Source organism: Nocardia anaemiae NBRC 100462 (genome assembly GCF_001612725.1).
GTDB classification, from domain to species: Bacteria; Actinomycetota; Actinomycetes; order Mycobacteriales; family Mycobacteriaceae; genus Nocardia; species Nocardia anaemiae.
Genome location: NZ_BDAZ01000024.1, coordinates 168,745 through 191,355 on the forward strand (window position 1 = coordinate 168,745; position 22,611 = coordinate 191,355).

Sequence of the window (22,611 nt, forward strand, 5' to 3'; positions counted from 1 at the left end):
CGCCGATCAGGTGAGTTTGCCTAGGGCAGTATCCGTCATAGGACAATATTTGACCAGATATCTGGTTAATCTTCCGAAAACTGATTGCCTGTCCCGAAATTACCGCAGGTCAGACCACTCGAACATGCCATCGAATAGATCATGGAGACCAGTCGGTACTGAGACAGCAAACAGAAGGCAAACTTAAACCAGGATGGAGATGAACAGCTCGACCGACTCCGGCCCGCGCCAGATCTCGATCTCCTCCCGGTACGCACGGGTGATCTCGGCGGACGCCGTCGCATCGTCGACCTGGGCCCACACATCCTCGACCGGATCGTGGTAATCCCCGTTCGGCTCGAACCGAGCGTAGACACCCTTGGGCACCTTGACCAGTACGTCTCCGACCGGAACCGCGCCCGCGGCGGAGTACTCGAAACACACGACGGCGTTGTAGTTTCCGGCCGGATCCGGCACGTACACCGTGTACATCGGCTGGTCCGCGCCCGTGCGGTCGCGCAGCCGATCCTTGAGGAATTCGATCAGGTCGCTATTGCTGACCTTGAAGCTCGGACGTACCCGCGGCACCACCAGACCGCCGTAGATGGCCTCACGGCGCACCACGATCGCGTATGTCATCGCGCCTCGACCGCCAGGTAGAGATCGATCTTGTAGGCGTGCGGATAACACTCGAAATCGCCGGTATAGGTGCGTTTGATCTGGTTGTGCTCCTCGGCGTAGGCGATCTGCGTCCACAGGTCGGTCATCACCTGCGGAAAGTTACCGACCGAGGAGAATCTGGCATAGGTGCCGCGCGGCAGCCGCGCGACCAGGTGACCGCGGGTGACCTCGTCGAAGGACACACACTCATAGCCGACGATCTGGGTGTTGTAGGTGCCGAGTTCACCGGAGTAGTCGGTGTAGGCGCTGGCCAGCTGACCGCCGAGTTCCTGATGCAGTACCGCCGCCCACGCGGCCTCGAGGTCGTGGTCCCGCAGTTCCCCGAGCGCACGTTTCGGGCTGCGCACCGGGAGCCCGGCAACCCACGTTTCGTCTCGCTCGACGATTTCAAACTGCATGGAATGACTCTTTCGAGGTGAACCCGGGGGCGTTGCCCGCATCCGGTCGGCCAGAAAGGCCATGCTATCAACTCGACCACGTGGTCCGGCTCACATGTCCGGGTCGTTATGCACACCGCACCACCGCGTTGAACTGGTCGTGCGACCTGTACGCAAACCGATGGCTATCGATGCATAGTGGACCAGTTGACCGGCCTGCTCGCGCCGCAATGACCTACGGCACCATGTGATTGTGTGCGAGACCATCGCCGAACTCGACGCCGCGGTCGCGGATTGCTTCGCCTGTCCGCGGCTGGTTGCTTGGCGGGAACGAGCGGCCAGGGAGAAGCGCGCCGCATACCGTGACGAAACCTATTGGGGCAGGCCGGTTCCCGGCTATGGTCCGGATGACGCACGGCTGCTGGTCGTCGGGCTCGCCCCGGCCGCCCACGGCGGCAATCGGACCGGGCGAATGTTCACCGGCGACCGCAGCGGGGACTTCCTCTATGCCGCCATGTACAACGTCGGACTGACCAATCAACCGACCGCGGTGCGCCGCGACGACGGACTGCGGCTGATCGGCGCCCGGGTCACCGCGCCGGTGCATTGCGCGCCGCCGGACAATAAGCCGACGCCCGATGAGCGCGATCGCTGCAGTCACTGGCTGAAAACCGAATTGGGCCTGCTCACACCGACATTGCGGGCCGTGGTCGTGCTCGGTGCGTTCGGCTGGCAGGCGCTGCTTCCGGTGCTTGCCGGATCGGGTTGGACGGTACCGCGTCCACGGCCCAAGTTCGGGCACGGCGCACACGTTGTGCTGCCGCCGAACGTCGACGATCGAGCGCCGCTGCACCTGTTCGGCTGCTACCACGTCAGTCAGCAGAACACCTTCACCGGACGGCTGACCCCGGAAATGCTGGAGACGGTGCTGGCCGCCGCGGCCACCGCGGCTGGTCTCCCTGCCCGCCGGAGCTGAGCAGTCAGGACGGCGCGGTGATCCTGGTGATGACGGTAATGCCCTCGTGGGGCGCGACGGTGACGAACTGTCGGTAGGTGCGCACCGTCGCATCCGATCGGAATTCGGTGATAACGACGTCGAAGCGACCGTCGAGCATCGGCGTGATCATGACGCAGTGCTGGGTGCCGGGCGGAATCGACTTGATGCCCGCATCGATCAACGCGACCGAGGACACCGCCGCATCCGCTGTGGTCAATGCGCGTGCGTCCCTGCCCGAGCGGGTCACGTAATAGGCGTATTGGAAGGCCAGGATCACATCGGGACCGGACGCGGTCGACCCGGTTCCGTTGCCGCGCACCAACTGTTCGGTGCGTATCGGCTCGCAGTTCGGTCCGCCGCCGAGCACCGGATCGGTGATCGTGGCCGTCGACTGCCGGGTATTGCTCGCCTCGGCCGTGTACACGAGCACCAATGCCACCGCCGCCAGCGTCCCGAAGATTGCGGCACTGCCGACCAGCCAGGGCCGACGCGGTGGACGCCGCTTCCGGCGATGTGGGCGCGTCGGGGGGAGGACACGTGGTGCGGGCCCGGACGGGAGCATGCCCGGCCACAGCGGATCGGCCGAGCCACTCCCGCGCACCATGATCTCGCCACACCCCTTCACCGAGCCGCTGGGGCGACCCTTTCAATGCCGTTGTGCAATAACAAGATTGCATAGATGCGTCGGCAAGGCGACCGAATGGGCCGGACAGAACCGGTCAATGGACCAGCACACTGCGCCCGAACCGCCCGCGGATGAGCGCGGTTCCTGCGAGTTTGGAGGTTTCCCACAACCGCCGGGCCGAAGGTTCGTAATGACGGGCATACCGTGATCAATCCGCGCCGGTATGCTCTTCCGGAAACGATGTCCAGCGGAAATACCAGCTCAGCAATGCATTTCGGTGCATTCGGCGGCATAGTAGAACGCCTGCGACGATGCCGCACGACAACGATGTCCGGCCGCCGTAGTCCGTCGAACGCCTGTCCAATTCGGATAAGGCTCTCGCCAGGACACCGAAAACTGCGTTATCGGAAGACAAACCAGGAGTGACTCTCGTGCGAAACCCCTTTGCCGCCGACGGGCGATTCCCGAATATCGTCGTGACGAGTCTCGCGGCGACCACATCGATCGCGGGTGATGTCGACGCGACGTGGAAGGGACTGCTCAACGGCGAGAGCGGAATCGACGTGCTGGAGGATCCCTTCGTCGAGGAGTACGACCTCCCGGTCCGCATCGGCGGTCACCTGAAGGTTCGCCCCGAGACCCTGCTGACCCGGGTCGAACAGCGTCGGATGGCCTATGTCGAACAGCTCGCGACGGTCCTCGGACGCGAGGTGTGGCGCAATGCGGGCAGTCCGGAGGTGGATCCCGAGCGGCTCGGTGTGGCGATCGGCACCGGGCTCGGCGGCGCCGATGCGATCACCGATGCGAACAACAAGCTGAAAAACGGTGGCTACCGCAAGATTTCGCCGCTGGCCGTGCAGATGATCATGCCGAATGGCCCGTCGGCGGTCGTCGGTCTGGAATTGAAGGCGAAGGCGGGCGTGATCACGCCGGTCTCGGCGTGCTCGTCCGGGTCCGAGGCGATTGTCAACGCGTGGCGGATGATTGCGATGGGCGACGCCGATATGGTCGTCACCGGCGGCGTCGAGGGATATATCGATGCCCTCCCGATCGCGTCCTTCACCATGATGCGCGCGATGAGCACCCGCAACGACGATCCGAAGGGCGCCTCGCGTCCATTCGACAAGGATCGCGACGGTTTCGTCTTCGGCGAGGCCGGTGCGCTGATGGTCCTGGAGACCGAGGAGCATGCCAAGGCTCGTGGCGCGACCATCCACGCGCGCCTGCTCGGTGCCGGAATCACCTCCGACGGTTACCATTTGGTCGCTCCCGCCCCCGATGGCGACGGCGCGGCCCGCGCGATGACCCGGGCTATGCAGATCGCAGGCCTGACCTCCAAGGACATCACCCACGTCAACGCGCACGCGACCGCGACCCCGATCGGCGACACCGCCGAGGCGAACGCGATCAACAAGGCCGTCGGTAACCACGCCTCGGTGTACGCGCCGAAATCCGCACTCGGGCATTCGATCGGCGCGGTGGGCGCACTGGAATCGATTCTGACCGTGCTCAGCATCCGCGACGGCATCGTGCCGCCCACCCTCAACCTGGACAACCAGGATCCGGAGATCGATCTGGATGTGGTGCACGGCGAGGCGCGCAACCAGGAGATCGAGTACGCGATCAACAACTCGTTCGGATTCGGCGGGCACAATGTCGCGCTGGCCTTCGGCCGGTACTAGCGGACGAGGATGGCCCGCGGGTAGAGCAGCTGGAAGCCGAGCTTCTGGACGTTCTGCTGGGACTTCGAACCCGGCAGCGTCGTAACCACCGCGAGGTCGCAGCCCGCGGCCGCCGCGGCGGCGAGGCGCATCGACAGCATTGCGCCCTGCACGCCACGGCGGCGGAATTCGGGAAGGGTTGCCGCACCGCATAATTGGGCTATACCGTCGCTGAGGCGCAGGCTGGCGCCGCCAGCGGGCTTGCCGTCGATCACGGCGAGCGAGCCGACGAAACCGCTCGTCGCGGTGAGGTCGCGCTCGGCGGTCTCGATGGCCTCGCGCGGGAATTCCTCGTGCGAGGCGACGCCCTGGGTGTCCGGGGTGGCGAAGCCGTCGACGACGACATTCACCCAGGTCTCGAATTCGTCGTGCCCCACATCGCGGATCTCGATGCCATCGGCCAGCTGAGCCCGCCGCCCCGACTCGAGCCGCAAGCCCAGCACATTCTCGAAGCCGAACAGCACATAACCGCGACGCGTGAGTCGTTCGACCACGGCCGGATCGGCCAGCGTGGAGACTTCGATCTGGACCGGCGCTTCCCGCTCGGCGAAGGCTTGTTCGACCGCGTCCAACTCGGCGTCATCGAAGGCAGCGCCGTTCATCCCGACGCCGACCACCTTGTCCAGCGGTGAACCCGGGCCCGCCCACACCGCGAGACCGCCGCCGATGGGGCGCACCAGCACTCGCTGCCGCGGGTCCCGGCGCGCGGCCGCCCGCGCGCCCTCCTCGATCAGCGTGCGTTCGGCGTGCTCGACCCGCGCGGCGAGGTCCTGTCCGGCGAACAAACCCGGAGCGAATTCAGTCGGCATGAGAAATTCCTACCTTGTCGGTAGCGACGGATTCACTTGGTTTTCAGCGCCGTGCGGATTCGGCATGTCGGCAGCGCGCTATCCGACCACGGGCGGTGGTGCGAATCCGACCGCGGAAGGTCGTTCGGCAGACGCCCGGCGAACTATCGTGGGTGCTATGCCTGTTACCGACGGTACCGCTGTCGCCGAACCACCAGTCATCCCCGGGGTGCGCCGGTCGTTCGTGACAGCTCGCGATGTCCGGTTCCACGTCACCGAGTCCGGGCCGCAGGACGGTCGCCCGGTGGTGCTGCTGCACGGCTGGCCACAGCATCACTACGCCTATCGGGATCTACTCGCGGAGCCGCCCGAAGGACTCCGGATCATCGCCCCGGACCTGCCCGGCTATGGCTGGTCGGGACCGGCGCCACACCGGTGGTCGAAGGAGGACGTCGCCTCCGATGTGTTCGCCCTCCTCGATGCCCTCGGCCTGGAACGGGTGCTACTCGTCGGCCACGACTGGGGCGGTTATATCGGCTATCGCATGGTGCTGCGCGAACCCGAGCGCTTCGACGGGTACCTCGTGCTGAATATGGCCCATCCGTGGGTACCGCCGACGACGGTCATGCGACAGATCTGGCGCTTTCTCGCCTACCAGCCCTTGGTCGCCACGGTGGGGGTATCGCTGCAGCAGCGCACCCCATTCCTCGAATGGCTCATCAGCGGGGCGATCACCGACCACAGCAGGGTCGGTCCCGAGGTGATCCGCATATTCGCCGACCGCTTCCGCGATCCGGTCTGCGCCCGCGCCGCCACCGACACCTACCGCACCTTCTGGCTGCGCGAAATCCCGGAGGCCGCACGTCATCCGGAACGCCGCCGCGCCACCATCCCGATCCGCGCCCTGTTCGGCGTAGACGACCCCGCCGTCCACCGCTCCCTGGCCGCGGCCGAAACCGCCCGCGCGGACGACTACACCTTCGAACCGGTAACCGGCTGTGGGCATTTCGTCGCCGACGAACGCCCCGAACTCGTCCGCGCCCGCCTGATCGAACTGGCGGCGGAGACGCAGTAGCCCTTGTCACTCGATCAACGCCGCGCCGGTCATCTGTGCCGTGATGTGCCCGGCTCTACCCTCGGTAGCGTCGAAGTCACCGCGATCACGGCCAGACCGGCATCGCGGATGATGCGGTCGAGGTCGTCGATGATGTCGCTTATCGCATCCCGCGTCCGATCCGCCCGCGCGGATGCGGCCGGCTCCCTGTCGAATTCGATACCGATCTTGTTGAGCTGCAGTCCGGTATCGAGCAGATTTCGCACCAAGTTGTCCGCGATCTCGGCGAAAGCAACTGTACTGGTGTCCCATTCACTGCTATCGATCTGCCGACGCGTGGCGCTGTGATCGAACCGATTGTCCCACATAATAATTCCTCTTCCCGGACTGGTCCGCCGACCGCCCGGCCACCGATGGCCCCGAATTCGTTCAGCGCCGGAAGTACCCCACATCAGCTGCCGCAAACTTCGGCGGCCGCGGCGGCAGTCTCCGCTCCCGAACATAAGTTGCGCGAAGTGTGCTGAGCCTATTGCCATGAGCGCCGCGGGGGGGGCAGTGTGAATATGTCGGTGGCGCCACCGGGGCGCTGCCCTGAACACCGAGGGAGTCGCTCGTGTACGCACGTTCTACGACTATTCAGGCGCAACCCTCCGCGATCGATGCCGGGATTGCGCACGTACGCAACGAGGTAATGCCAGCTGTAGAAGACATACCCGGCTGTGTCGGACTATCGTTGCTGGTCGATCGCCAGTCCGGCAGGTGCATCGTCACTACCTCATGGGAAACCGAGGAGGCGATGAACGACAGCGCCGACCGGGTTCGCCCCATTCGAGATCGTGCGGCGGCGGCGTTCGGCGACGGCGGCACCCAGATCGAGCAATGGGAAATCGCCGTCCTGCATCGTGATCACAGCGCACAGCAGGGCGCCTGCGCCCGCGTTGTCTGGATGAAGACCAACCCGGATCGGCAAGACGCGGCGATCGAGGCCTACAAATCCCAGGGCCTACCCGGCATGGAATCCCTGGAGGGATTCTGCAGCGCGAGCCTCTTGGTCGAGCGCGCATCCGGCCGCGGTGTCTCCTGCGTCACCTTCGACACCGCCGACGCCATGGAACGCAACCGCGAGGACGCGACCGCACTGCGCGAGCGAATCACCCGGCAAGCCGGTATGCAGGTCACCGACATGTGCGAGTGCGAGCTGGCCATCGCGCACCTCCGCGTCCCCGAATTGGTGTAAATCGCACGAATGCGGCTCCCGACCGGTTGATCGGTCGGGAGCCGTGAGCTGAATACCCACGAATCAAGCTCTAGGGCGCACAGAGGGAATTCAACATTATCCGATGATTGGACTCCCAATGATTATCAAGAAATTAGTGGAGACCGCTTTTTGGCCATCGCGTCAACGGGCATAGCCATGGCTACAGCGCACGGTGAGGGCATCCTGGCAAACCTCACCATGACCGGGGTGGACGGGCCGATCCCGTACACGACAACACTCGCGGCGGATCACAGCAGCGCTACTGGCGATCTGGCCTCGCGAAGTTCGAAGTGACACCCGATGCCGTCAACGTGATCGCCGACAACGGTGCGATCGTCGGCACGATCCCGACGACATTGCGTATGGAGACCGGCCAGAACTTCTCCCTCACGCCGTCACTCGGTGACACGGAGCGGACGCTGACGCTGAGATTGCAGAAATTTCAAGGTAAGGAGATGAGCGGGCGGCGGCAATCAGTTGGAGGTTCGGCCGCCACGAAGTGGGACCGGAAAGCAGAAAGCCCGGCCTGAGCCGGGCTTGTGGTGGAGCTAAGGGGAATCGAACCCCTGACCTTCTCGATGCGAACGAGACGCGCTACCAACTGCGCTATAGCCCCGTGCGGCTCCGGGGAACCGCGCTGTGACACTGTATCAGGCGATGTGGACAGACTCCGAATCGTGGCGTTGACCTGGATGGATGTGTCAGGCTCCGGCGGCGCGGCGGATGTCGCCGGTACCGCGGCGCAGGGCGCGGGCGGTGGCGGCGTCGAAGGTTTCCAGGTGTTCGAACATCGGATCTTCGTCGTCCACCTCGATAAGGGCGGAGCGGCGGCGCAGGGCACGGGCGGTGTCGCGGTCCATGACGCGCTGCGCGGCGCGCTGCTCGGCCTCACGTTCGGCCTCGATGTGCTCGCCGCGACTGCGGGCCAGGCGGGCGAGGCGACGGCGGCGGATTTCCTCCTCCATCCGGACTTGCTTGCGTAAGTACGCCAGGTAGGTCACCAGGACGAGCGCGGAGCCGCCGCAACCCCACCAGAACATGGGACTCAGCGCCACCGAAAGCCCGCCGCAGGCGAGGGCGGCCAGGACCAGGCCGAGTACCGCGCGCTGACGGAAGGTGTAGCGGGCCGCGCGCGCGATGGCATCGGCTTCCGGGTCGAAGCCGCCGCGGCCGCGCCGGGTCGGCACGAAATCCAAGTCGTCGGAGTCGGATTCGTCGAATCGAGCGGGCGCCGCCGTACGGGCCGGGGGGATTCGGGCACCGTTCGATTCGGTGTGCTCTAAAGCCACCCGGTCATCATCGGCGCTCGCCCGTTGCTTCGCAGCCGTTCGGGCCGTTGCGATTTCGGCATTATCGGAATGGACGGCGTCGAGTTCTTCGGCATCGTCGTCGAATTCACCAGCCGCGCCGTCGAATTCGGCATCGGTGGCGTCGATTTCGGCATCGAATTCCGCCGACCCGGCTTCGGGCGAGTTGTCCGCGGGATTATCTTCCTCGGTGACCTGCTCGTCGGCCGGTGGGGTCATCCGGTCCTCCGCATCATCGCTGTGGGAAAGCTTTCTCTGCACTCGGGTCGGTCGGTAATCCGGATCACTGTCGTGTCCGGCCGCCGGACCACTCTTGGTGCGCCGCTTGGAACCTCCGCGGTGCAATACGCGGGTCGCCAACGCCGCGTCGGTCGTCTGCCTGATCCTGGGGTGCCGGTCGGCGAGGATCGGGAACAGCACGAAGACCCAGAGCACGACCAAACCAATCCACAGGATCGAATTCGGCATCTCGCCTCTGCACCTCCGTCCCCGCCGCATCGTCCGCTCGGCCCTTCGACCGGGTCGCACCGCGCCCCGTCGCGGTGCGTTCGCTCGCCGCAAAACGCCTCGGACGGACGGACGTCCGGCCGCCGTGAGGTGTATTCGGCACTGCCTCACAGGCTGGTTGCCGGTGGCACGGGACGCACCACCGACGTCCGTAGGTTAATTCCGTGTCGCACCAAGTTCGGTCAGGCGCGCCGTGCACATACGCCACACCTGTCACAGTTCCACCATCTTCGCCGCGCGGCGAAGACGGCCGGGCGCGCCGAAAACAGTACGGACGTACAGATATTTCAGGGCAGCGTGGCCCGCCCATCGCGCACCAGTCGATCGACGACGGTCCCCGCCACCTCCTCGACGGTGATGCCGACCAGCAGGTGATCACGCCAGGCCCCATCCACATCGAGGTAGCGTTTCAGCAGACCCTCCTCGCGGAACCCCACGTTGCGCAGAACCGCTTGACTCGCCAGGTTTTCCGGCCGCACGGTCGCCTCGACCCGATGTAATCCGGCGGGCCCGAAGCAGTGGTCGAGCCCGAGCGCCAACGCGGCCGTAGCCACGCCCTTACCGCCCAAATCCTTGGCCACCCAATAACCGATCCACGCCGAACGCAGCGCGCCGCGCACGATATTGCCGATGGTCAGCTGCCCGCTGAACGCACCGTCGACCTCGATCACGAGCGGGATCATGGCACCGCGCCTGGCCTCGGCCTTCAGACTCGACCACAGCGACGGCCAGTTCGACACGTGGTTGCGCGCCTCCCAGGCACCGCGCCCGGTCGGTTCCCACGGCTCCAGATGCGCCCTGTCGCGCAACCGGATCCGGCTCCATGCCGCCGCATCGCGCAACCGCACCGGACGCAATGTCACCTCCCCGGCCGCGACCCGCACCGGTCCAAGATGCGCGGGCCAACCGGGATGCTGCGTGACCCGGAACACATTCATCGTCTCCACGCCTCAGCCACGCTGTGCGAGAAATGCGACACGGACCTCGTCACCGGTCCTGATCTCGGTGTCGTCCGGGTCGATCACGATCAGACTGTTCGCCTCGGCCAACGTGGCGAGCAGATGCGACGAACCGCCCGTGCCGCCGCCGAGCGGCTGCACCAGATAGTCGCCGGTGGCTTCGTCGCGCATGAGTTGCGCGCGCAGGTAACCCTTGCGTCCGGCCATCGAACTGATCGGCGTGATCGTTCTGGCGCGGATGATCCGACGCATAGGATGTCTGCGGCCCAAAGCGATTCGGATCAGCGGTCGTACCATGACTTCGAAAACAACAAGTGCGCCAACGGGATTCGACGGCAGCAGAAATGTCGGCACCTCATCGCGCCCGAGCCGCCCGAAACCCTGGACCGAACCGGGATGCATGGCGACCCTGGTGATTTCGAGTTCGCCGAGACCCTCGAGCGCCTCGCGTACCTGCTCCGAAGCCCAGCCGCCGATGGCCCCCGCGATCACCACGACCTCGGAGCGAACCAGCTGCCCCTCCACCACATCGCGCAGCCGCCGCGGATCCGAACTCACTATGCCGACTCGGTTCACATCCGCGCCCGCATCGCGCGCGGCCGCGGCCAGGGCATAGGAATTCACGTCGTAGACCTGTCCCGGCCCGGGCGTGCGATCGATATCGATCAACTCGCCGCCAACCGAAATCACCGACAGCCGCGGGCGCGGATGCACGAGCACCTTGTCCTGTCCGACCGCGGCGAGCAGACCGACCTGCGGCGCACCGATGATGGTGCCGGCACGCACCGCGACATCGCCGGGCTGCACATCGTCACCGATGCGCCGGACATAGTCACCGGATCGCACCGGCTCGTACACCTTGATCCTGGCCCGGCCGCCATCGGTGAAATCCAAGGGCAGCACGGCATCGGCCAGCGTCGGCAGTGGCGCCCCGGTATCGACCCGCACGGTCTGGCGCGGCTGCAATCGGATCGGCTGCTTGGAACCGGCGACCACCTCGCCGACCACCGGCAGCGTGAGATCGACCAATTCGCCGTCCTCGTCGCGGATGTCGGTGCCCGCGGCGGACACGTCGACGCTGCGCACCGCGTAACCGTCGATGGCGGCCTGATCGAATCCGGGCAGCGGCCTTTCGGTGACGACATCCTCGGCACACAGCAGGCCTTGCGCCTCGGAGATCGCGACCCGGACCGGCCGGGGCGCGACCGCCGCGGCCGTCACCTTGATCTGCTGATCCTCAACCGAGCGCATCCAGCCCTTCCCTGATCTCTGTCGCACCGACCCGATTCCGCCGCCGCGCAACCGAACCCGCACGACTCTGCCGATCCGCGGCGTTCCCGGGGCTCTGCGTGGTTACGCAAGCTGCCGCCTCCGAGCCCGTCGCTCACACCGCAGATGAACCATCATTCGTACCCGACGGTCCACTATCGGCGAAACCCCGACGCCCGCGCCTATCAGTCGTAGGTCGTCAGCTGTGGGTCCCAGTCCGCACTGAGCCGATGCTGCAGCCACTCCCGCAGGGCGGGGCCGTATTCCTCTCGTTCCAAAGCGAAATCGACCGCAGCACGAAGATAACCGCCCGGGTTGCCCAAATCGTGGCGCGACCCACGGTGGACCACCACATGGACCGGATGGCCTTCCTCGATGAGCAGAGCGATCGCGTCGGTGAGTTGTAGCTCGCCGCCGGTGCCCGGTTCGATCCGGCGCAGCGCGTCGAAGATGGCGCGGTCCAACAGGTATCGGCCCGCGGCCGCGTAGGTCGACGGCGCGTCCTCGAGCGCGGGCTTTTCCACCATTCCATTGACCCGCAATACATTCGGGTTCACCGCATCGGGCACCGGCGCGACGTCGAAGACGCCGTAGGCGCTGACCTGATCCTTGGGAACGTCGATGGCGCACAACACAGTTCCGCCGCGCTTGCGCCGGACCCGGCTCATCACGTCGAGCACTCCGCACGGCAGCACCAGGTCGTCGGGCAGCAGTACGGCGATGGCGTCCTCGTCGTCATCGAGGGCGCCCTCGGCCTGGGCGACGGCGTGGCCGAGGCCGAGCGGCTCGTCCTGGACCACCGAGGTGACATCCAGCAGCGCGGGCGCCTTGCGCACCTTCTCCAGCAGTTGGAACTTGCCGCGCTCGGCGAGCGTGCCCTCCAGCACCAAGTCCTCTACGAAGTGTGCGACCACGCCGTCTTTACCCGGCGAGGTCACGATGACCAGCCGCTCCGCACCGGAATCGGCGGCTTCCGTCGCGACCAGTTCGATGCCGGGAGTGTCCACCACCGGCAGCAACTCCTTGGGCACGGTCTTGGTCGCGGGCAGGAACCGCGTCCCGAGTCCGGCCGCGGGCACGACGGCCGTGCGGAAACACGACACGACCGTGCCATTCGCGGATTGTCCGGCCTTTGCTGTCATACGCCTACCCTATCCATCCGTCACCGGCCCGAAGCGGCCATCACGCCGACTCGGGTCCCGGTGAGCTTAAGGTGATCACTGTGGAGATGCCCGGCGAGCGCGACAAACATGCCTGGCGGGCCGAAATAACTGCTCGACGGGCCGCGATGACCAGGGCGGACCAGGAAACCGAGGCACGTGAGCTGTCCCACAGTGTCGCCGGACTCAATGTCCCCGAATGGGTGTGCGCGTATGTGCCGATGCACGACGAGCCCGGATCGACGGCGATGCTGACCGCACTGCGCGGGGCGGGTGCGCGGGTGTTGCTGCCGGTCACCGGACCGCCGGGACCACTGCGCTGGGCCGAGTTCACCAGCCCCGACAACCTGCGGCGGGCCAGATTCGGACTGCTGGAACCCGCGGGAGCGGTGCTCACCGATGCGATCACACTGGCGGAGCTGATCCTGGTCCCGGCGCTGGCGGTGGATCGTCGCGGCGTCCGACTCGGCCGGGGTGCCGGGTACTACGACTGGACGCTGCCCGCGGCTCGACCGACGGCGCGGCTGATCGCGGTGGTCCGCGACGACGAACTGCTCGACCGGCTCCCCGAGGAACCACACGATCGGCGCATGGGCTGGGCCCTCACCCCGCATGGCGGACTGCATCGATTGAGTGGCGGTGCGGCTGCGGAATGAAATGCCGATTGGCGGTGTTGGCACTGTCGCCTGTAGAGTGCCAGATTGACGAACCCTGCGGAGGATCCAGTGCCAACTTATTCATATGCGTGCACCCAGTGTGACAACCGCTTCGACATCGTTCAGTCCTTCACCGATGAGGCGCTGAGCGTCTGCTCGGAGTGCTCTGGCAAGCTGCGCAAGCTCTTCAACTCGGTCGGCATCGTGTTCAAGGGCAGCGGTTTCTACCGCACCGACAGCCGCGGCGGCTCTTCGACCGCCAGCGAGCCCGCGAAGACGGACAGCGGCGCGAGCAGCTCCGCGTCGAGTTCGGACTCCGGTTCGTCGAGCAGCGCCGCCGCCACCAGCACGGCCATCGCCAGCTGAGTTCCGCCTGGTAGAAGCAGCCGCGCGGGAGTTGTCCCCAGGGCTGTCGTTATCCACAGGGCATGCTCTTCTCGGGCGAGTCGCGGTGCTGGTGACCATAGGCTCCCGGCATGGCTTCCCTTGGCATCATTCCGTCGGGCAAGACCCGGTCCTTCGGCGATCTCGGCCGCGGTGACGCGCTGCGCTCGGCTCTCTGGAATAGGCCGCCATGGGCCGATGCGCTGCTCGCTCGACGGCTGCTCGCAGCGGCACTTGCCGCACTCGCGATCATTCTGTTCCTGCGCGGTGATCCCAGCAGTGCCCGCGCGCAGGTCGTGGTCGCCGGACGCGATCTACCGCCGGGCCATTTGCTCGAGGCAACGGATCTGCGCTCGACACATCTGGAATCCGCCGCACTGCCCGCGGGCGCGGTCGACGATACCGCCGTCCTGGTAGGCGCGACGCTGACGGGCGCTATGCGCACCGGGGAAGTATTCACCGATCTACGCATCGTCGGACCACGCCTGGCGGCGGTCGCCACGGGAGCGGACAATGCCCGGATCGTGCCCATTCGGCTGGCCGATACCGCGGTCGCGGAGATCCTGCGGGCTGGCGACCGAGTGGATGTCATCGGGGCCGAGGAACAGAGCGGTCCCGGCACCCGACCAGCCCGGCTGCTCGCGATCAATGCGGCGGTCGTGCTGGTATCCGGCCCCGGTGACCGGCGCGGCGCGCCGGAGCGGGTGGTACTGGTCGCGATGGACGCAGAACATGCCACCGCGGTGGCCGCGGCCTCGCTGCGCACCGCCCTGACCGTGGTTTTTCATTGAGTGAAGTTGCCAAGCATTTGCCATCAAGGTCAACTAGCATCGGTCGATACGGCAGCCCGAACCGCCGAGCACAACGAGTCAGCTCCCACCCGTAGAGGAGATATCGGCAATGCTCAAGGGTTTCAAGGATTTCCTACTCCGCGGAAACGTCGTCGACCTGGCAGTGGCCGTGGTGATCGGTACCGCGTTCGTCGCGATCGTCACCGCGTTCACCAATGGCATCATCAACCCGATTCTCGCCATGTTCGGCGAGCAGGACGACATCACCCTCGGTTTCCGGTTGGTTGCCGATAAACCGGCGACCTTTGTGCAGGTGGGTCCGCTCATCACCGCGGCCATCAACTTCCTTATCATCGCGGCGGTGCTGTACTTCGTGCTGGTGCTTCCCGCACTGCACGCGAAGAAGCGGTTCGGCACCACTCCGGATACCAAACTCAGCGATTCAGAGGTGCTGATCGAGATCCGCGACCTGCTCGCCGACAGTCAGCGCAGCGCTGGCGGACGTCACGAATTCTGAGCCGAATTTCCTGCCGACAACGTCGACCGGAATTCGACTACGCCACAACAACATACGGTAATTTCCTGCGCTATAACGCAAACGGGCCCGTCGCACATGCGACGGGCCCGTTCACCTATTCGAGCGGAATACTCAGCCGAGGCTGAAGGGCTGACCCCACAATGTCGTCCAGGTGATGACATTGTCGGTCTCCACCTCGACGCTGACAAAGGAGCGCGCCTGCGCGTAGCCGCCACAGCCGCTGAGACCGATGGTTTCATCGGCCCAGGTGACCGAGCCGCTGCCGTTCTTGAACTTATTGCGCTTCTTGTGCGCCTCATTGCCGAAGTCGTCGGCCTGCTCGAGGTCGAGCACGTAGAACGACTGCGCCTGGCCGGGACCGAGACTCAGGTTGGCGCCGCTGCTTGCGCTCACCTTCGGCTTGACGTTCTGGCTGTCGCTCCAGTCCAGACCGCCGGTGACGCCGCCCTCGGCACCGCCGCCGTCGATATTCACTTGGCAGGCAACGACATACCCCGGGAAGATCGCGCCGTTCCAGCCGTCGGTCACCTCGACTTGCGCGCTACCGGACACCCACGCATTGCGATGCACCGGTGTTGCGCCCATGGACGGATTGATATTGGCCGATTCGCCGACCAGCCGGATGGTGAGAACCGTTCCGTCGGAAAGCGTTTTGACGATTTGGCCGCCCGGTAGCGGAACGAAGGTGTCGGCATTCGCCGCACCGGTGGACAACAGTCCCAGTGCCAACGCGGCGGCGCCGCCGAGCCCGGCCACGCGCGCCACAAACTTACGATCGATCATGATTGGTACTACCCCTAGCGATTGAGTTCGATGAATTCGATTCGGCAAGTGGAGATTCGACAGATCCCACCACGGTCAGCCGATACTGAACGGCGCTCCGTACAGCGTGACCTTGGAGTAGTTGTCGCCGATGATCTCGACAACGGTGTAGGCACGCGCCTGGGCGTAGCCCGCGCAGCCCTGGATCTGGATCTCCGCATCCTGATATTCGACCGAGTAGCGACCCGGCTTCAGAATGTCCTTGTAATCGATCTGAACGAACTTGACATCGCCCGGGCCGAGGTTGAGGCCGATCGACCCACCGAGCGAACCGCCCGAGAGGTTGATGCCGCCGGAAACCCCGGCCGAGATCGCGTTATCGGCGATGCTGACCTGGCAGCCGACGATGTAGCCGGTGCTCAGCTGCGATGCGCCGTGCGTCGAGGAGTTATTGGTACCCGGCGCCCCGGAGGCGCCGTTGTTCGGGCCGATGGTGCCCTCGGGAGTGACGGACACATCGGCAATGGCGTTACCCGAGACCCACACGACTCGGCCCGCGCCATTGGCGGCCAAAGATGGTGAAATCAAGGCGTGTTCAGCCGTGCGGCTGACGGTCACGCCCGGGCCCAGTTTCTGGCCGTCCGGCAACGGCACAAAAACATCGGCGTTGGCAGCGCCGGTCGAAAGCAGGCCCATCCCAGCAGCGGAGGCGACAACGGCACCCGCGATGCGGACACCTCGACGCGGACCGCTGGTGCGGTTCTTGCTCATACTTCCCCTCATCGGATTCTAGCGGTCGCCCTCGGGGTACCGAGGCCGAAAACCCCTTTCATGCCGACACCGCTCGCTGGAAAGACATTGGCCATCAAGCGGTTTGCCGACAATCTCGTCGGTGGACGATCTTGGGTGCGGCCAATTTTAGTGGTTTGCGCCGAATTCCTGTGAGATTTCGCACATGTTACCGCTCGATCTGCTACGGTTCACGAATTCGCCTGGACGCAAAGGGATTTCACAACGAAAAACGGGCCCGCCGCGAATGCGACGAGCCCGCTTGGGTTTTCAGAGGGCGATGCCCCTGCCGATCAGCCGAGGCTGAACGGCTGACCCCACAGGGTGGTCCAGGTGATGACGTTGTCGGTCTCCACCTCGACGCTGACGAAGGCACGAGCCTGGGCGTAACCGGCGCAGCCGGTCAGACCGATGGTCTCATCGGCCCAGGTGACCGAGCCGCTGCCGTTCTTGAACTTATTGCGCTTCTTGTGCGCCTCATTGCCGAAGTCGTCGGCCTGCTCGAGGTCGAGCACGTAGAACGACTGCGACTGGCCGGGGCCAAGGGTGAGGTTGGCGCCACTGGTCGCGCCGACACCACCGGTAACGGTGTCGCCACTCCAGTCCGCGGTGCCCTCGACACCACCGGTGGCGCCGCCACCGGAGATGTTCACCTGGCAGCCGACGGTGTAGCCCGGGAAGATCGAGCCGCCGCCGTCACCGGATACGGAGACCTGAGCACTACCCGAAACCCACGCGTTGCGGTGCAGCGGGGTCGAGCCCATGGACGGGTTGATGTTGGCGGATTCGCCGGTCAGGCTGATGGTGACCACGGTGCCGTCGGACAGCGTCTTGGTGATCGAGCCACCCGGCAGCGGCACGAAGGTATCGGCGTTTGCGGCGCCGGTGGAGAACAGGCCAAGAGCGACAGTGGCAGCGGCGCCGACACCGGCCACCCGTGCCACGTTCTTACGGTTGATCATGCTAGTAATCCCTCGAGGGTTGATTCGCTTGAGCGAGAAGAATATTCGTGGTTTGACCGACGTCAGCCAATGCTGAACGGCTGCCCGTAGAGGGTGGTCTTCGAGTAGTGGTCACCGATGATCTCGACGACGGTGTAGGCACGCGCCTGGGCGTAGCCCGCGCAGCCCTGGATCTCGATCTCCGCATCCTGGTACTCGACCGAGTAGCGACCCGGCTTCAGGATGTCCTTGTAGTCGATCTGCACGAACTTGACTTCACCCGGACCGAGGTTGAGGCCGATCGAACCGCCGAGCGAACCGCCCGAAAGGTTGATACCGCCGGACAGACCGGCCGAGATGGCATCGCTGGCGATGCTGACCTGGCAGCCGACGATGTAGCCGGTGCTCAGCTGCGATGCGCCGTGCGTCGAGGAGTTGTTGGTACCCGGGGCGCCGGAGGCGCCGTTGTTCGGGCCGACCGTGCCTTCCGGCGTGACGTTCACATCGGCGATGGCGTTGCCCGAAACCCAGACCACACGGCCGGCACCGTTGGCCGCCAACGAAGGCGAAATCAGGGCGCGCTCACCAGTACGGGTGAGTGTCACATCGGGTCCGCTCTTCTGGCCGTCCGGCAACGGCACGAAGGTATCGGCATTGGCAGCACCGGTCGAAAGCAGGCCCATGGCCACGGCCGCGGCAGCGCCGACGCCCGCGATCCGGGCACCGCGGCGCAGACCGTTGGTGCGGTTCTCGCTCATACTTCCCCTCATCAGGTTCTAACAGTCAACCTCGACCATCGAGGCTGGACGTTGGTCCTCTCAGGCCCAGCTCAGTTTGTGCCCCGATTGTTGCCGACATGTAACCGGCTGTTATTTCGGCGCAACGGTCAGCGCTGGCATCGGAACCGAGCCGAGTTCCGCCGAGTCGACAAACGTACGTGCCGCACCCGGGCCCGCGAGGTCCAGCAGCGTGGGTGGCTCGTGGCGAGATTAAACCGACCAGTAACGGTCTGGCAACGTAAGTTTTCGTTAAGATCAATGTGATCTAGATCACACCACCTCAAATGCTCATATTGCTTGACGTGCATAAACAGGAAAGAAGCGCCACCCGAGGGACGCGCATAGGCGCCCACCGGCACAACGACGCCGTCGGTAACTACGGGTCAGCACCGTACTTCATGCTTCAGCAAACTTCCCCGTGAGGAGTTCGCGGTGCATGAAGGCACAGCGCCCAACGGTGATACGTGGCTAGACCGTAGATGGGTCAGGAGCCGTGATGTGGCGGGACCTGCGAGCGGAACCAGTCGTCCGATAACGATTCGGAATCGGCGCCGCGCTCGTCACTGGTCGTCTCCGGGAGGACGTCACCGAAAATTTTTGCCAGACGCGCCGCGTCCCTCGCCCGGCGTGTCGCCGGACGAGGGTCGTCGGAGGAGTCCGCGGCGGTAATTTATTCCGCCAATCCGGACAGCTCGCCGATCACTCGGCTGGCGAGCGGACCGAGGGTTGCCATGCCGTCGCGGACCGCGGCCCGGCTGCCCGGCAGGTTTACCACCAATGTGCTGCCGGAGATACCGGCCAGCCCGCGCGAGAGACCGGCGTCGAGCGAACCGGCGACGCGACCCGAGGAGCGCAGCGCCTCGCTGATTCCGGGCAGTTCCCGGTCGAGCACCTGCGAGGTGGCCTCCGGGGTGACATCGCGCGGGGACATGCCGGTGCCGCCGACGGAGATCACCAGATCGACACCGCCGATCACCGCGGTGTTGAGCGCATTGCGGATCTCCACCTCATCGGCCTGCACCGATACCGAAGCGTCCACCAGGAAACCCGCCTCGGTGAGCAGCTCGGTGACCAGCGGCCCGAGCGAGTCCACACCTCCATGCGCCGTTCGATCGTCGACGACCACCACCAGAGCACGCCCCGCGACAGGAGCATCGATTTCCATGGTGGTAACCGTAGCGTCCAGATCGACGAGGTGGGCGTCGGCTCCCGGTCGTGCCGACAATCCGCCGGGCAGCACCCGCATCATCGGCCGCCGTCCGCGGCCGCACCGGAGAGCGTCACATCGACGGTCTTGGGGTTGTTGCCTTGTTCATCGGTGTAGGTGATCTTCACCTTGTCTCCTGGCTGATGGGAACGAATCGCGGCGATCAGTGCGTCGCCCGAGTCGATGGTCCGGCTGTCCACCTTGGTGATGACGGCACCGGCCGGAATGCCCGCCTTGGCGGCGGGACCGTCCGGGGTCGCCTCGAGTACCCGCGCGGCGGTGTCCTGCGGGCGCAGTTTGATGCCGATCTGGGCGTAGGTGGCGTGACCGGTCTTGATGAGTTCGTCGGCGACCCGGCGGGCCTGATCGACCGGGATGGCGAAGCCGAGGCCGATGGAACCGCTCTGCTGACCGCTCGCCTCGCTGCCGCCGAGGCTGGCGATGGCGGTATTGATGCCGATGAGCTTGCCGCTGGCATCGACCAGCGCGCCACCGGAGTTGCCCGGGTTGATCGCGGCATCGGTCTGGATCGCGTCGATGACTGGCTGCACCTGGCTCGGGGTGCCCTCGCCGTTGGTGGAGACCGGACGGTTTAGTGCCGAGACGATGCCGGTGGTCACCGTGCCCGCCAGCCCGAGCGGCGAGCCGATGGCGATGACCGGCTGGCCGACCGCGAGATTCGAGGAGGTACCGAGTTCGATCGGGGTCAGCCCGTCCTTGCCCTGCACCTTGATGACGGCCAGATCGGAGACCGGATCGGCGCCGACCAGCGTGGCCGGTGCGGTGCTGCCATCGGCGAAGGCGACCTCCATCTTGGCGTTGGCGCCACCGCCGGAGGCGACATGGTTATTGGTGAGGATCAGACCGTCGGAGGACAGCACCACACCGGAGCCCTCGCCCTGGGCGCGATTGCTGGCGACCTTGATCATCACCACGCTCGGCAGCACCTTCTGCGCCACCGCCTGGGTGGAGCCGGCCGGTGCGTTGGCGACATTGCTGACATTGGGCTTGGGCGCGTCCAGGGCATTGGTCACCGTGGCGTGTCCGTTGTCGGAGCGGGTGACCAGCGAGCCGACCGCGCCACCGACACCACCGCTGACGAGAGCGAGCGCGACCGCGCCGACGACGAGGCCGGTGCGCACCGGGCGGCGTGCGGGTTCGGGCTGCGGCTCGGCACTGAACATCGCGCCGGGATACGGCCCGCCGGGCGGGGTGGGCGGGGCGTAGGACGACCGCGCGTTTTCCGGGCCCGCCTCGGGACCCGGGAATTGCTGAGCGTATTCCGGACCCGCTTCGGGACCGGGGAATTGCTGAGTCGGGTTGGGCGGCACGCGTTGCTGCCAGATCGTTGGACGCTTTGTCGGTTCCTGATGCCCGTATCCGGCTTGCGCGTAGGGCTGGCCCGGTGGTGCGACCGGGATCTCCTGGGTCGGATGCGGACCGGGCGCGCTGTCGGCGTTATCCGGCTGTGGCGTCACGCCTTCCTTGGAATCCTCGGTCATTTTTCTCCTTACGTCTTCGACCAGCTTGGCGACGACGACTGAGAGCGAACTGAGACCCTGCTTTCAGTTTTCCGAGATATCACGGAGCCCCGCCATCACCTTAGTCTCGAACGGCGTCAATCGGTTACGGAGTCGGCCGCACCGTCGAGCATGGTCGCCGCACCCGGCAGCACGATCCGGATCAAGGCGCCGCCACGCTCGGAAGTCTCGATGGTGATCGTGCCGCCGTGCTTGGTCACCACCTGTTTGACAATCGCAAGCCCGAGCCCCGAACCCGGCATGGAACGCGAGGCCGTGGTCCGATAGAAACGATCGAACACCAGCTCGCGCTCGGCGACCGGAATACCGGGTCCGGCGTCGTCCACATCGAGCTCGAGTAGGCCGCGACCGGTTTCGCGCATAGTGACCTTCACCTGCGCGCCCGCCGGACTCCATTTGGCGGCATTGTCGAGAACATTCAGAATCGCGCGCTCCAGGCCGGCCTCGTGGCCGTATACGAACCAGGGCTGCAACTGCGCGGCGAACTCGATGGAACCGCGGCGGCGCCGGGCCCGCTCCAGCGCGCGCTCGGCGACTTCGCCGAGATCGACTCGCTCGTAGACGGTTTCGGGCGCGTCCTCGCGGGCCAGATCGACCAGATCGCCGACCAGAGTCGACAGTTCCTCGATCTGAGCCATCACATCGGCACGCAGTTCGGCCATATCCTGCTCCGGAATCCGCGGTGCGCCAGGGCGACTGGAGGCGATAAGCAATTCCATATTGGTGCGCAGCGAGGTCAACGGCGTACGCAATTCGTGTCCGGCGTCGGCGACCAAACGACGTTGCCGTTCGCGCGATTCCGCGAGCGCGCGCAACATTGCGTTGAAACTCTCGGTGAGCCTTGCGAGTTCATCGTCACCGGTTACCGGAATAGGGGTCAGATCGTCGGTGCGGGCGACCCGTTCGGTCGCCGCGGTGAGCCGTCCGATCGGGCGCAGCCCGGTGCGGCCGACCGCGGTTCCGGCCGCCGCCGCCAGCACAACGCCGCAACCGCCGACAACGAACAACAACCAGGCCAGCCGGTCCAGTACCTCGCGGGTCGGTTGCAATCGCTGCGAGACGACCAGCGTCGCACCGGAATGGGTCGGCATCGCGAGAACCCGCTGATTACTCACGGTGCGCAGCGACGAGGGCAACTCACCGTTGGCGACCGCGAGTTCCTGCGTGCCGACCGGCGGAATCGTTTGCTGCGGCGGCATATACGCCTTGTCTTTCGCGTATATCAGCGCCACTCCGACATCATTCGAGTACAGGCCCGCCAGCACGATCGACTGAAAACCCAAACTGTCGAAATTATTGTTGATCATGGTGTTCGCGCGCGCCTTCAGCTGAGCGTCCACATCGGCGTTCAGTGCGCGGGCCACCATGGCATAGGCGGCGATGGAGGTGACGGCCACGGCGATGGCCACCACCGAAGCGGCGAGCAGCGTTACCCGCCAGCGCAGCGAGACCGATCTGGTCAGGGGCATGGGTGGGCGCATATCCGGCGCGTCCGCGGGATATGCGCCGAGCGCCGCGACCACCGGTCGCTTGGGATTGGT

General features: G+C 65.6%; 27 protein-coding genes and 1 tRNA gene. 10 read left to right on the forward strand and 18 right to left on the reverse strand.

Annotation, left to right across the window (positions count from 1 at the left end):
- Positions 1-183: 183 nt before the first annotated feature.
- The gene (locus tag NA5_RS15925) at positions 184-618 is read right to left on the reverse strand and encodes an effector binding domain-containing protein (RefSeq protein WP_062986486.1); all 435 of its coding nucleotides are present in this window, start codon (positions 616-618) and stop codon (positions 184-186) included.
- Positions 615-1,058: a GyrI-like domain-containing protein gene (locus NA5_RS15930; RefSeq protein WP_062986487.1), complete on the reverse strand. Its 444-nt coding sequence runs from the start codon at positions 1,056-1,058 to the stop codon at positions 615-617. Before NA5_RS15930 ends, NA5_RS15925 begins: the two co-directional genes overlap by 4 nt.
- Before the next feature lie 232 nt (positions 1,059-1,290).
- Between NA5_RS15930 and NA5_RS15935 the strand changes: the two genes are divergently transcribed.
- A complete protein-coding gene (locus NA5_RS15935) occupies positions 1,291-2,013 on the forward strand; it encodes a uracil-DNA glycosylase (RefSeq protein WP_062986636.1) in 723 nt (240 codons plus the stop codon).
- Between the two features lie 4 nt (positions 2,014-2,017).
- Here the strand turns inward: NA5_RS15935 and NA5_RS15940 are convergent, their stop codons facing one another.
- Positions 2,018-2,473 carry a DUF8176 domain-containing protein gene (locus NA5_RS15940; protein ID WP_245672252.1) on the reverse strand — a complete coding sequence of 152 codons (456 nt, stop codon included), beginning with the start codon at positions 2,471-2,473 and terminating at the stop codon, positions 2,018-2,020.
- 617 nt (positions 2,474-3,090) lie between these two features.
- Here NA5_RS15940 and NA5_RS15945 point away from each other — a divergent pair.
- Positions 3,091-4,341, forward strand: coding sequence for a KasA/KasB family beta-ketoacyl-ACP synthase (locus NA5_RS15945; protein ID WP_062986638.1), 1,251 nt, complete (start codon positions 3,091-3,093; stop codon positions 4,339-4,341).
- On the opposite strand, the gene NA5_RS15950 is transcribed toward NA5_RS15945, so the two are convergent.
- Entirely contained in the window at positions 4,338-5,165 is an 828-nt protein-coding gene (locus NA5_RS15950) for a GNAT family N-acetyltransferase (RefSeq protein WP_371856428.1), read from the reverse strand. The two genes, NA5_RS15945 and NA5_RS15950, sit on opposite strands and share 4 nt — an antisense overlap.
- Before the next feature lie 181 nt (positions 5,166-5,346).
- Here NA5_RS15950 and NA5_RS15955 point away from each other — a divergent pair, with 181 nt between their 5' ends.
- Positions 5,347-6,243: an alpha/beta fold hydrolase gene (locus NA5_RS15955; protein ID WP_062986643.1), complete on the forward strand. Its 897-nt coding sequence runs from the start codon at positions 5,347-5,349 to the stop codon at positions 6,241-6,243.
- 29 nt (positions 6,244-6,272) lie between these two features.
- Here the strand turns inward: NA5_RS15955 and NA5_RS15960 are convergent, their stop codons facing one another.
- Positions 6,273-6,590 carry a hypothetical protein gene (locus NA5_RS15960; RefSeq protein ID WP_062986492.1) on the reverse strand — a complete coding sequence of 106 codons (318 nt, stop codon included), beginning with the start codon at positions 6,588-6,590 and terminating at the stop codon, positions 6,273-6,275.
- 245 nt (positions 6,591-6,835) lie between these two features.
- Between NA5_RS15960 and NA5_RS15965 the strand changes: the two genes are divergently transcribed.
- The 3 genes from NA5_RS15965 (at position 6,836) to NA5_RS15970 (ending at position 8,010) form a co-directional block, all read left to right on the forward strand.
- Positions 6,836-7,459 (forward strand): antibiotic biosynthesis monooxygenase, encoded by a 624-nt coding sequence (locus tag NA5_RS15965; RefSeq protein WP_062986494.1) that lies wholly within the window; start codon positions 6,836-6,838, stop codon positions 7,457-7,459.
- Between the two features lie 177 nt (positions 7,460-7,636).
- A complete protein-coding gene (locus NA5_RS40400) occupies positions 7,637-7,774 on the forward strand; it encodes a hypothetical protein (RefSeq protein WP_157110443.1) in 138 nt (45 codons plus the stop codon).
- Positions 7,771-8,010: a DUF8020 domain-containing protein gene (locus NA5_RS15970; protein ID WP_062986496.1), complete on the forward strand. Its 240-nt coding sequence runs from the start codon at positions 7,771-7,773 to the stop codon at positions 8,008-8,010. The genes NA5_RS40400 and NA5_RS15970 overlap by 4 nt, the downstream gene beginning before the upstream one ends.
- A gap of 10 nt (positions 8,011-8,020) precedes the next feature.
- Here NA5_RS15970 and NA5_RS15975 read toward each other — a convergent pair.
- The 5 genes from NA5_RS15975 to NA5_RS15995 all read right to left on the reverse strand — a co-directional run bounded on the left by NA5_RS15975 (position 8,021) and on the right by NA5_RS15995 (position 12,664).
- Positions 8,021-8,096, reverse strand: a tRNA-Ala gene (locus NA5_RS15975).
- A gap of 85 nt (positions 8,097-8,181) precedes the next feature.
- The gene (gene sepX / locus NA5_RS15980; RefSeq protein WP_062986498.1) at positions 8,182-9,255 is read right to left on the reverse strand and encodes a divisome protein SepX/GlpR; all 1,074 of its coding nucleotides are present in this window, start codon (positions 9,253-9,255) and stop codon (positions 8,182-8,184) included.
- A gap of 326 nt (positions 9,256-9,581) precedes the next feature.
- Positions 9,582-10,232, reverse strand: coding sequence for a GNAT family N-acetyltransferase (locus NA5_RS15985; protein WP_157110444.1), 651 nt, complete (start codon positions 10,230-10,232; stop codon positions 9,582-9,584).
- A gap of 12 nt (positions 10,233-10,244) precedes the next feature.
- Entirely contained in the window at positions 10,245-11,504 is a 1,260-nt protein-coding gene (gene glp, locus NA5_RS15990) for a molybdotransferase-like divisome protein Glp (RefSeq protein WP_062986500.1), read from the reverse strand.
- Between the two features lie 203 nt (positions 11,505-11,707).
- Entirely contained in the window at positions 11,708-12,664 is a 957-nt protein-coding gene (locus NA5_RS15995) for a UTP--glucose-1-phosphate uridylyltransferase (protein WP_062986502.1), read from the reverse strand.
- 86 nt (positions 12,665-12,750) lie between these two features.
- On the opposite strand from NA5_RS15995, the gene NA5_RS16000 reads away from it, so the two are divergent.
- The 4 genes from NA5_RS16000 (at position 12,751) to mscL (ending at position 15,030) form a co-directional block, all read left to right on the forward strand.
- Positions 12,751-13,338 (forward strand): 5-formyltetrahydrofolate cyclo-ligase, encoded by a 588-nt coding sequence (locus NA5_RS16000; protein ID WP_062986646.1) that lies wholly within the window; start codon positions 12,751-12,753, stop codon positions 13,336-13,338.
- A gap of 69 nt (positions 13,339-13,407) precedes the next feature.
- Complete coding sequence (locus NA5_RS39290; protein ID WP_084484170.1) at positions 13,408-13,704, forward strand: FmdB family zinc ribbon protein; 297 nt, start codon at positions 13,408-13,410, stop codon at positions 13,702-13,704.
- Positions 13,705-13,814: 110 nt separating this feature from the next.
- Positions 13,815-14,513: an SAF domain-containing protein gene (locus tag NA5_RS16005; protein WP_062986504.1), complete on the forward strand. Its 699-nt coding sequence runs from the start codon at positions 13,815-13,817 to the stop codon at positions 14,511-14,513.
- A 109-nt stretch (positions 14,514-14,622) separates the two neighbouring features.
- Positions 14,623-15,030, forward strand: a complete 408-nt coding sequence (gene mscL / locus NA5_RS16010; protein ID WP_062986506.1) for a large conductance mechanosensitive channel protein MscL — start codon at positions 14,623-14,625, stop codon at positions 15,028-15,030.
- A gap of 132 nt (positions 15,031-15,162) precedes the next feature.
- Here the strand turns inward: mscL and NA5_RS16015 are convergent, their stop codons facing one another.
- The 8 genes from NA5_RS16015 to NA5_RS16045 form a co-directional block, all read right to left on the reverse strand.
- On the reverse strand, positions 15,163-15,834 hold the full coding sequence (locus tag NA5_RS16015; RefSeq protein ID WP_062986508.1) for an MspA family porin: 672 nt from the start codon (positions 15,832-15,834) through the stop codon (positions 15,163-15,165).
- Positions 15,835-15,909: 75 nt separating this feature from the next.
- Entirely contained in the window at positions 15,910-16,584 is a 675-nt protein-coding gene (locus tag NA5_RS16020) for an MspA family porin (RefSeq protein WP_062986510.1), read from the reverse strand.
- Between the two features lie 311 nt (positions 16,585-16,895).
- Positions 16,896-17,564 (reverse strand): MspA family porin, encoded by a 669-nt coding sequence (locus NA5_RS16025; RefSeq protein WP_062986512.1) that lies wholly within the window; start codon positions 17,562-17,564, stop codon positions 16,896-16,898.
- A 62-nt stretch (positions 17,565-17,626) separates the two neighbouring features.
- A complete protein-coding gene (locus NA5_RS16030; RefSeq protein WP_062986514.1) occupies positions 17,627-18,301 on the reverse strand; it encodes an MspA family porin in 675 nt (224 codons plus the stop codon).
- 505 nt (positions 18,302-18,806) lie between these two features.
- Positions 18,807-18,992, reverse strand: a complete 186-nt coding sequence (locus tag NA5_RS42215) for a hypothetical protein (protein WP_084484180.1) — start codon at positions 18,990-18,992, stop codon at positions 18,807-18,809.
- Positions 18,993-19,487, reverse strand: a complete 495-nt coding sequence (locus tag NA5_RS16035) for a MogA/MoaB family molybdenum cofactor biosynthesis protein (protein ID WP_157187336.1) — start codon at positions 19,485-19,487, stop codon at positions 18,993-18,995.
- Between the two features lie 80 nt (positions 19,488-19,567).
- The gene (locus NA5_RS16040) at positions 19,568-21,031 is read right to left on the reverse strand and encodes a S1C family serine protease (RefSeq protein ID WP_084484171.1); all 1,464 of its coding nucleotides are present in this window, start codon (positions 21,029-21,031) and stop codon (positions 19,568-19,570) included.
- Positions 21,032-21,147: 116 nt separating this feature from the next.
- On the reverse strand, positions 21,148-22,551 hold the full coding sequence (locus NA5_RS16045; protein WP_245672257.1) for a HAMP domain-containing sensor histidine kinase: 1,404 nt from the start codon (positions 22,549-22,551) through the stop codon (positions 21,148-21,150).
- Between the last annotated feature and the right edge of the window lie 60 nt (positions 22,552-22,611).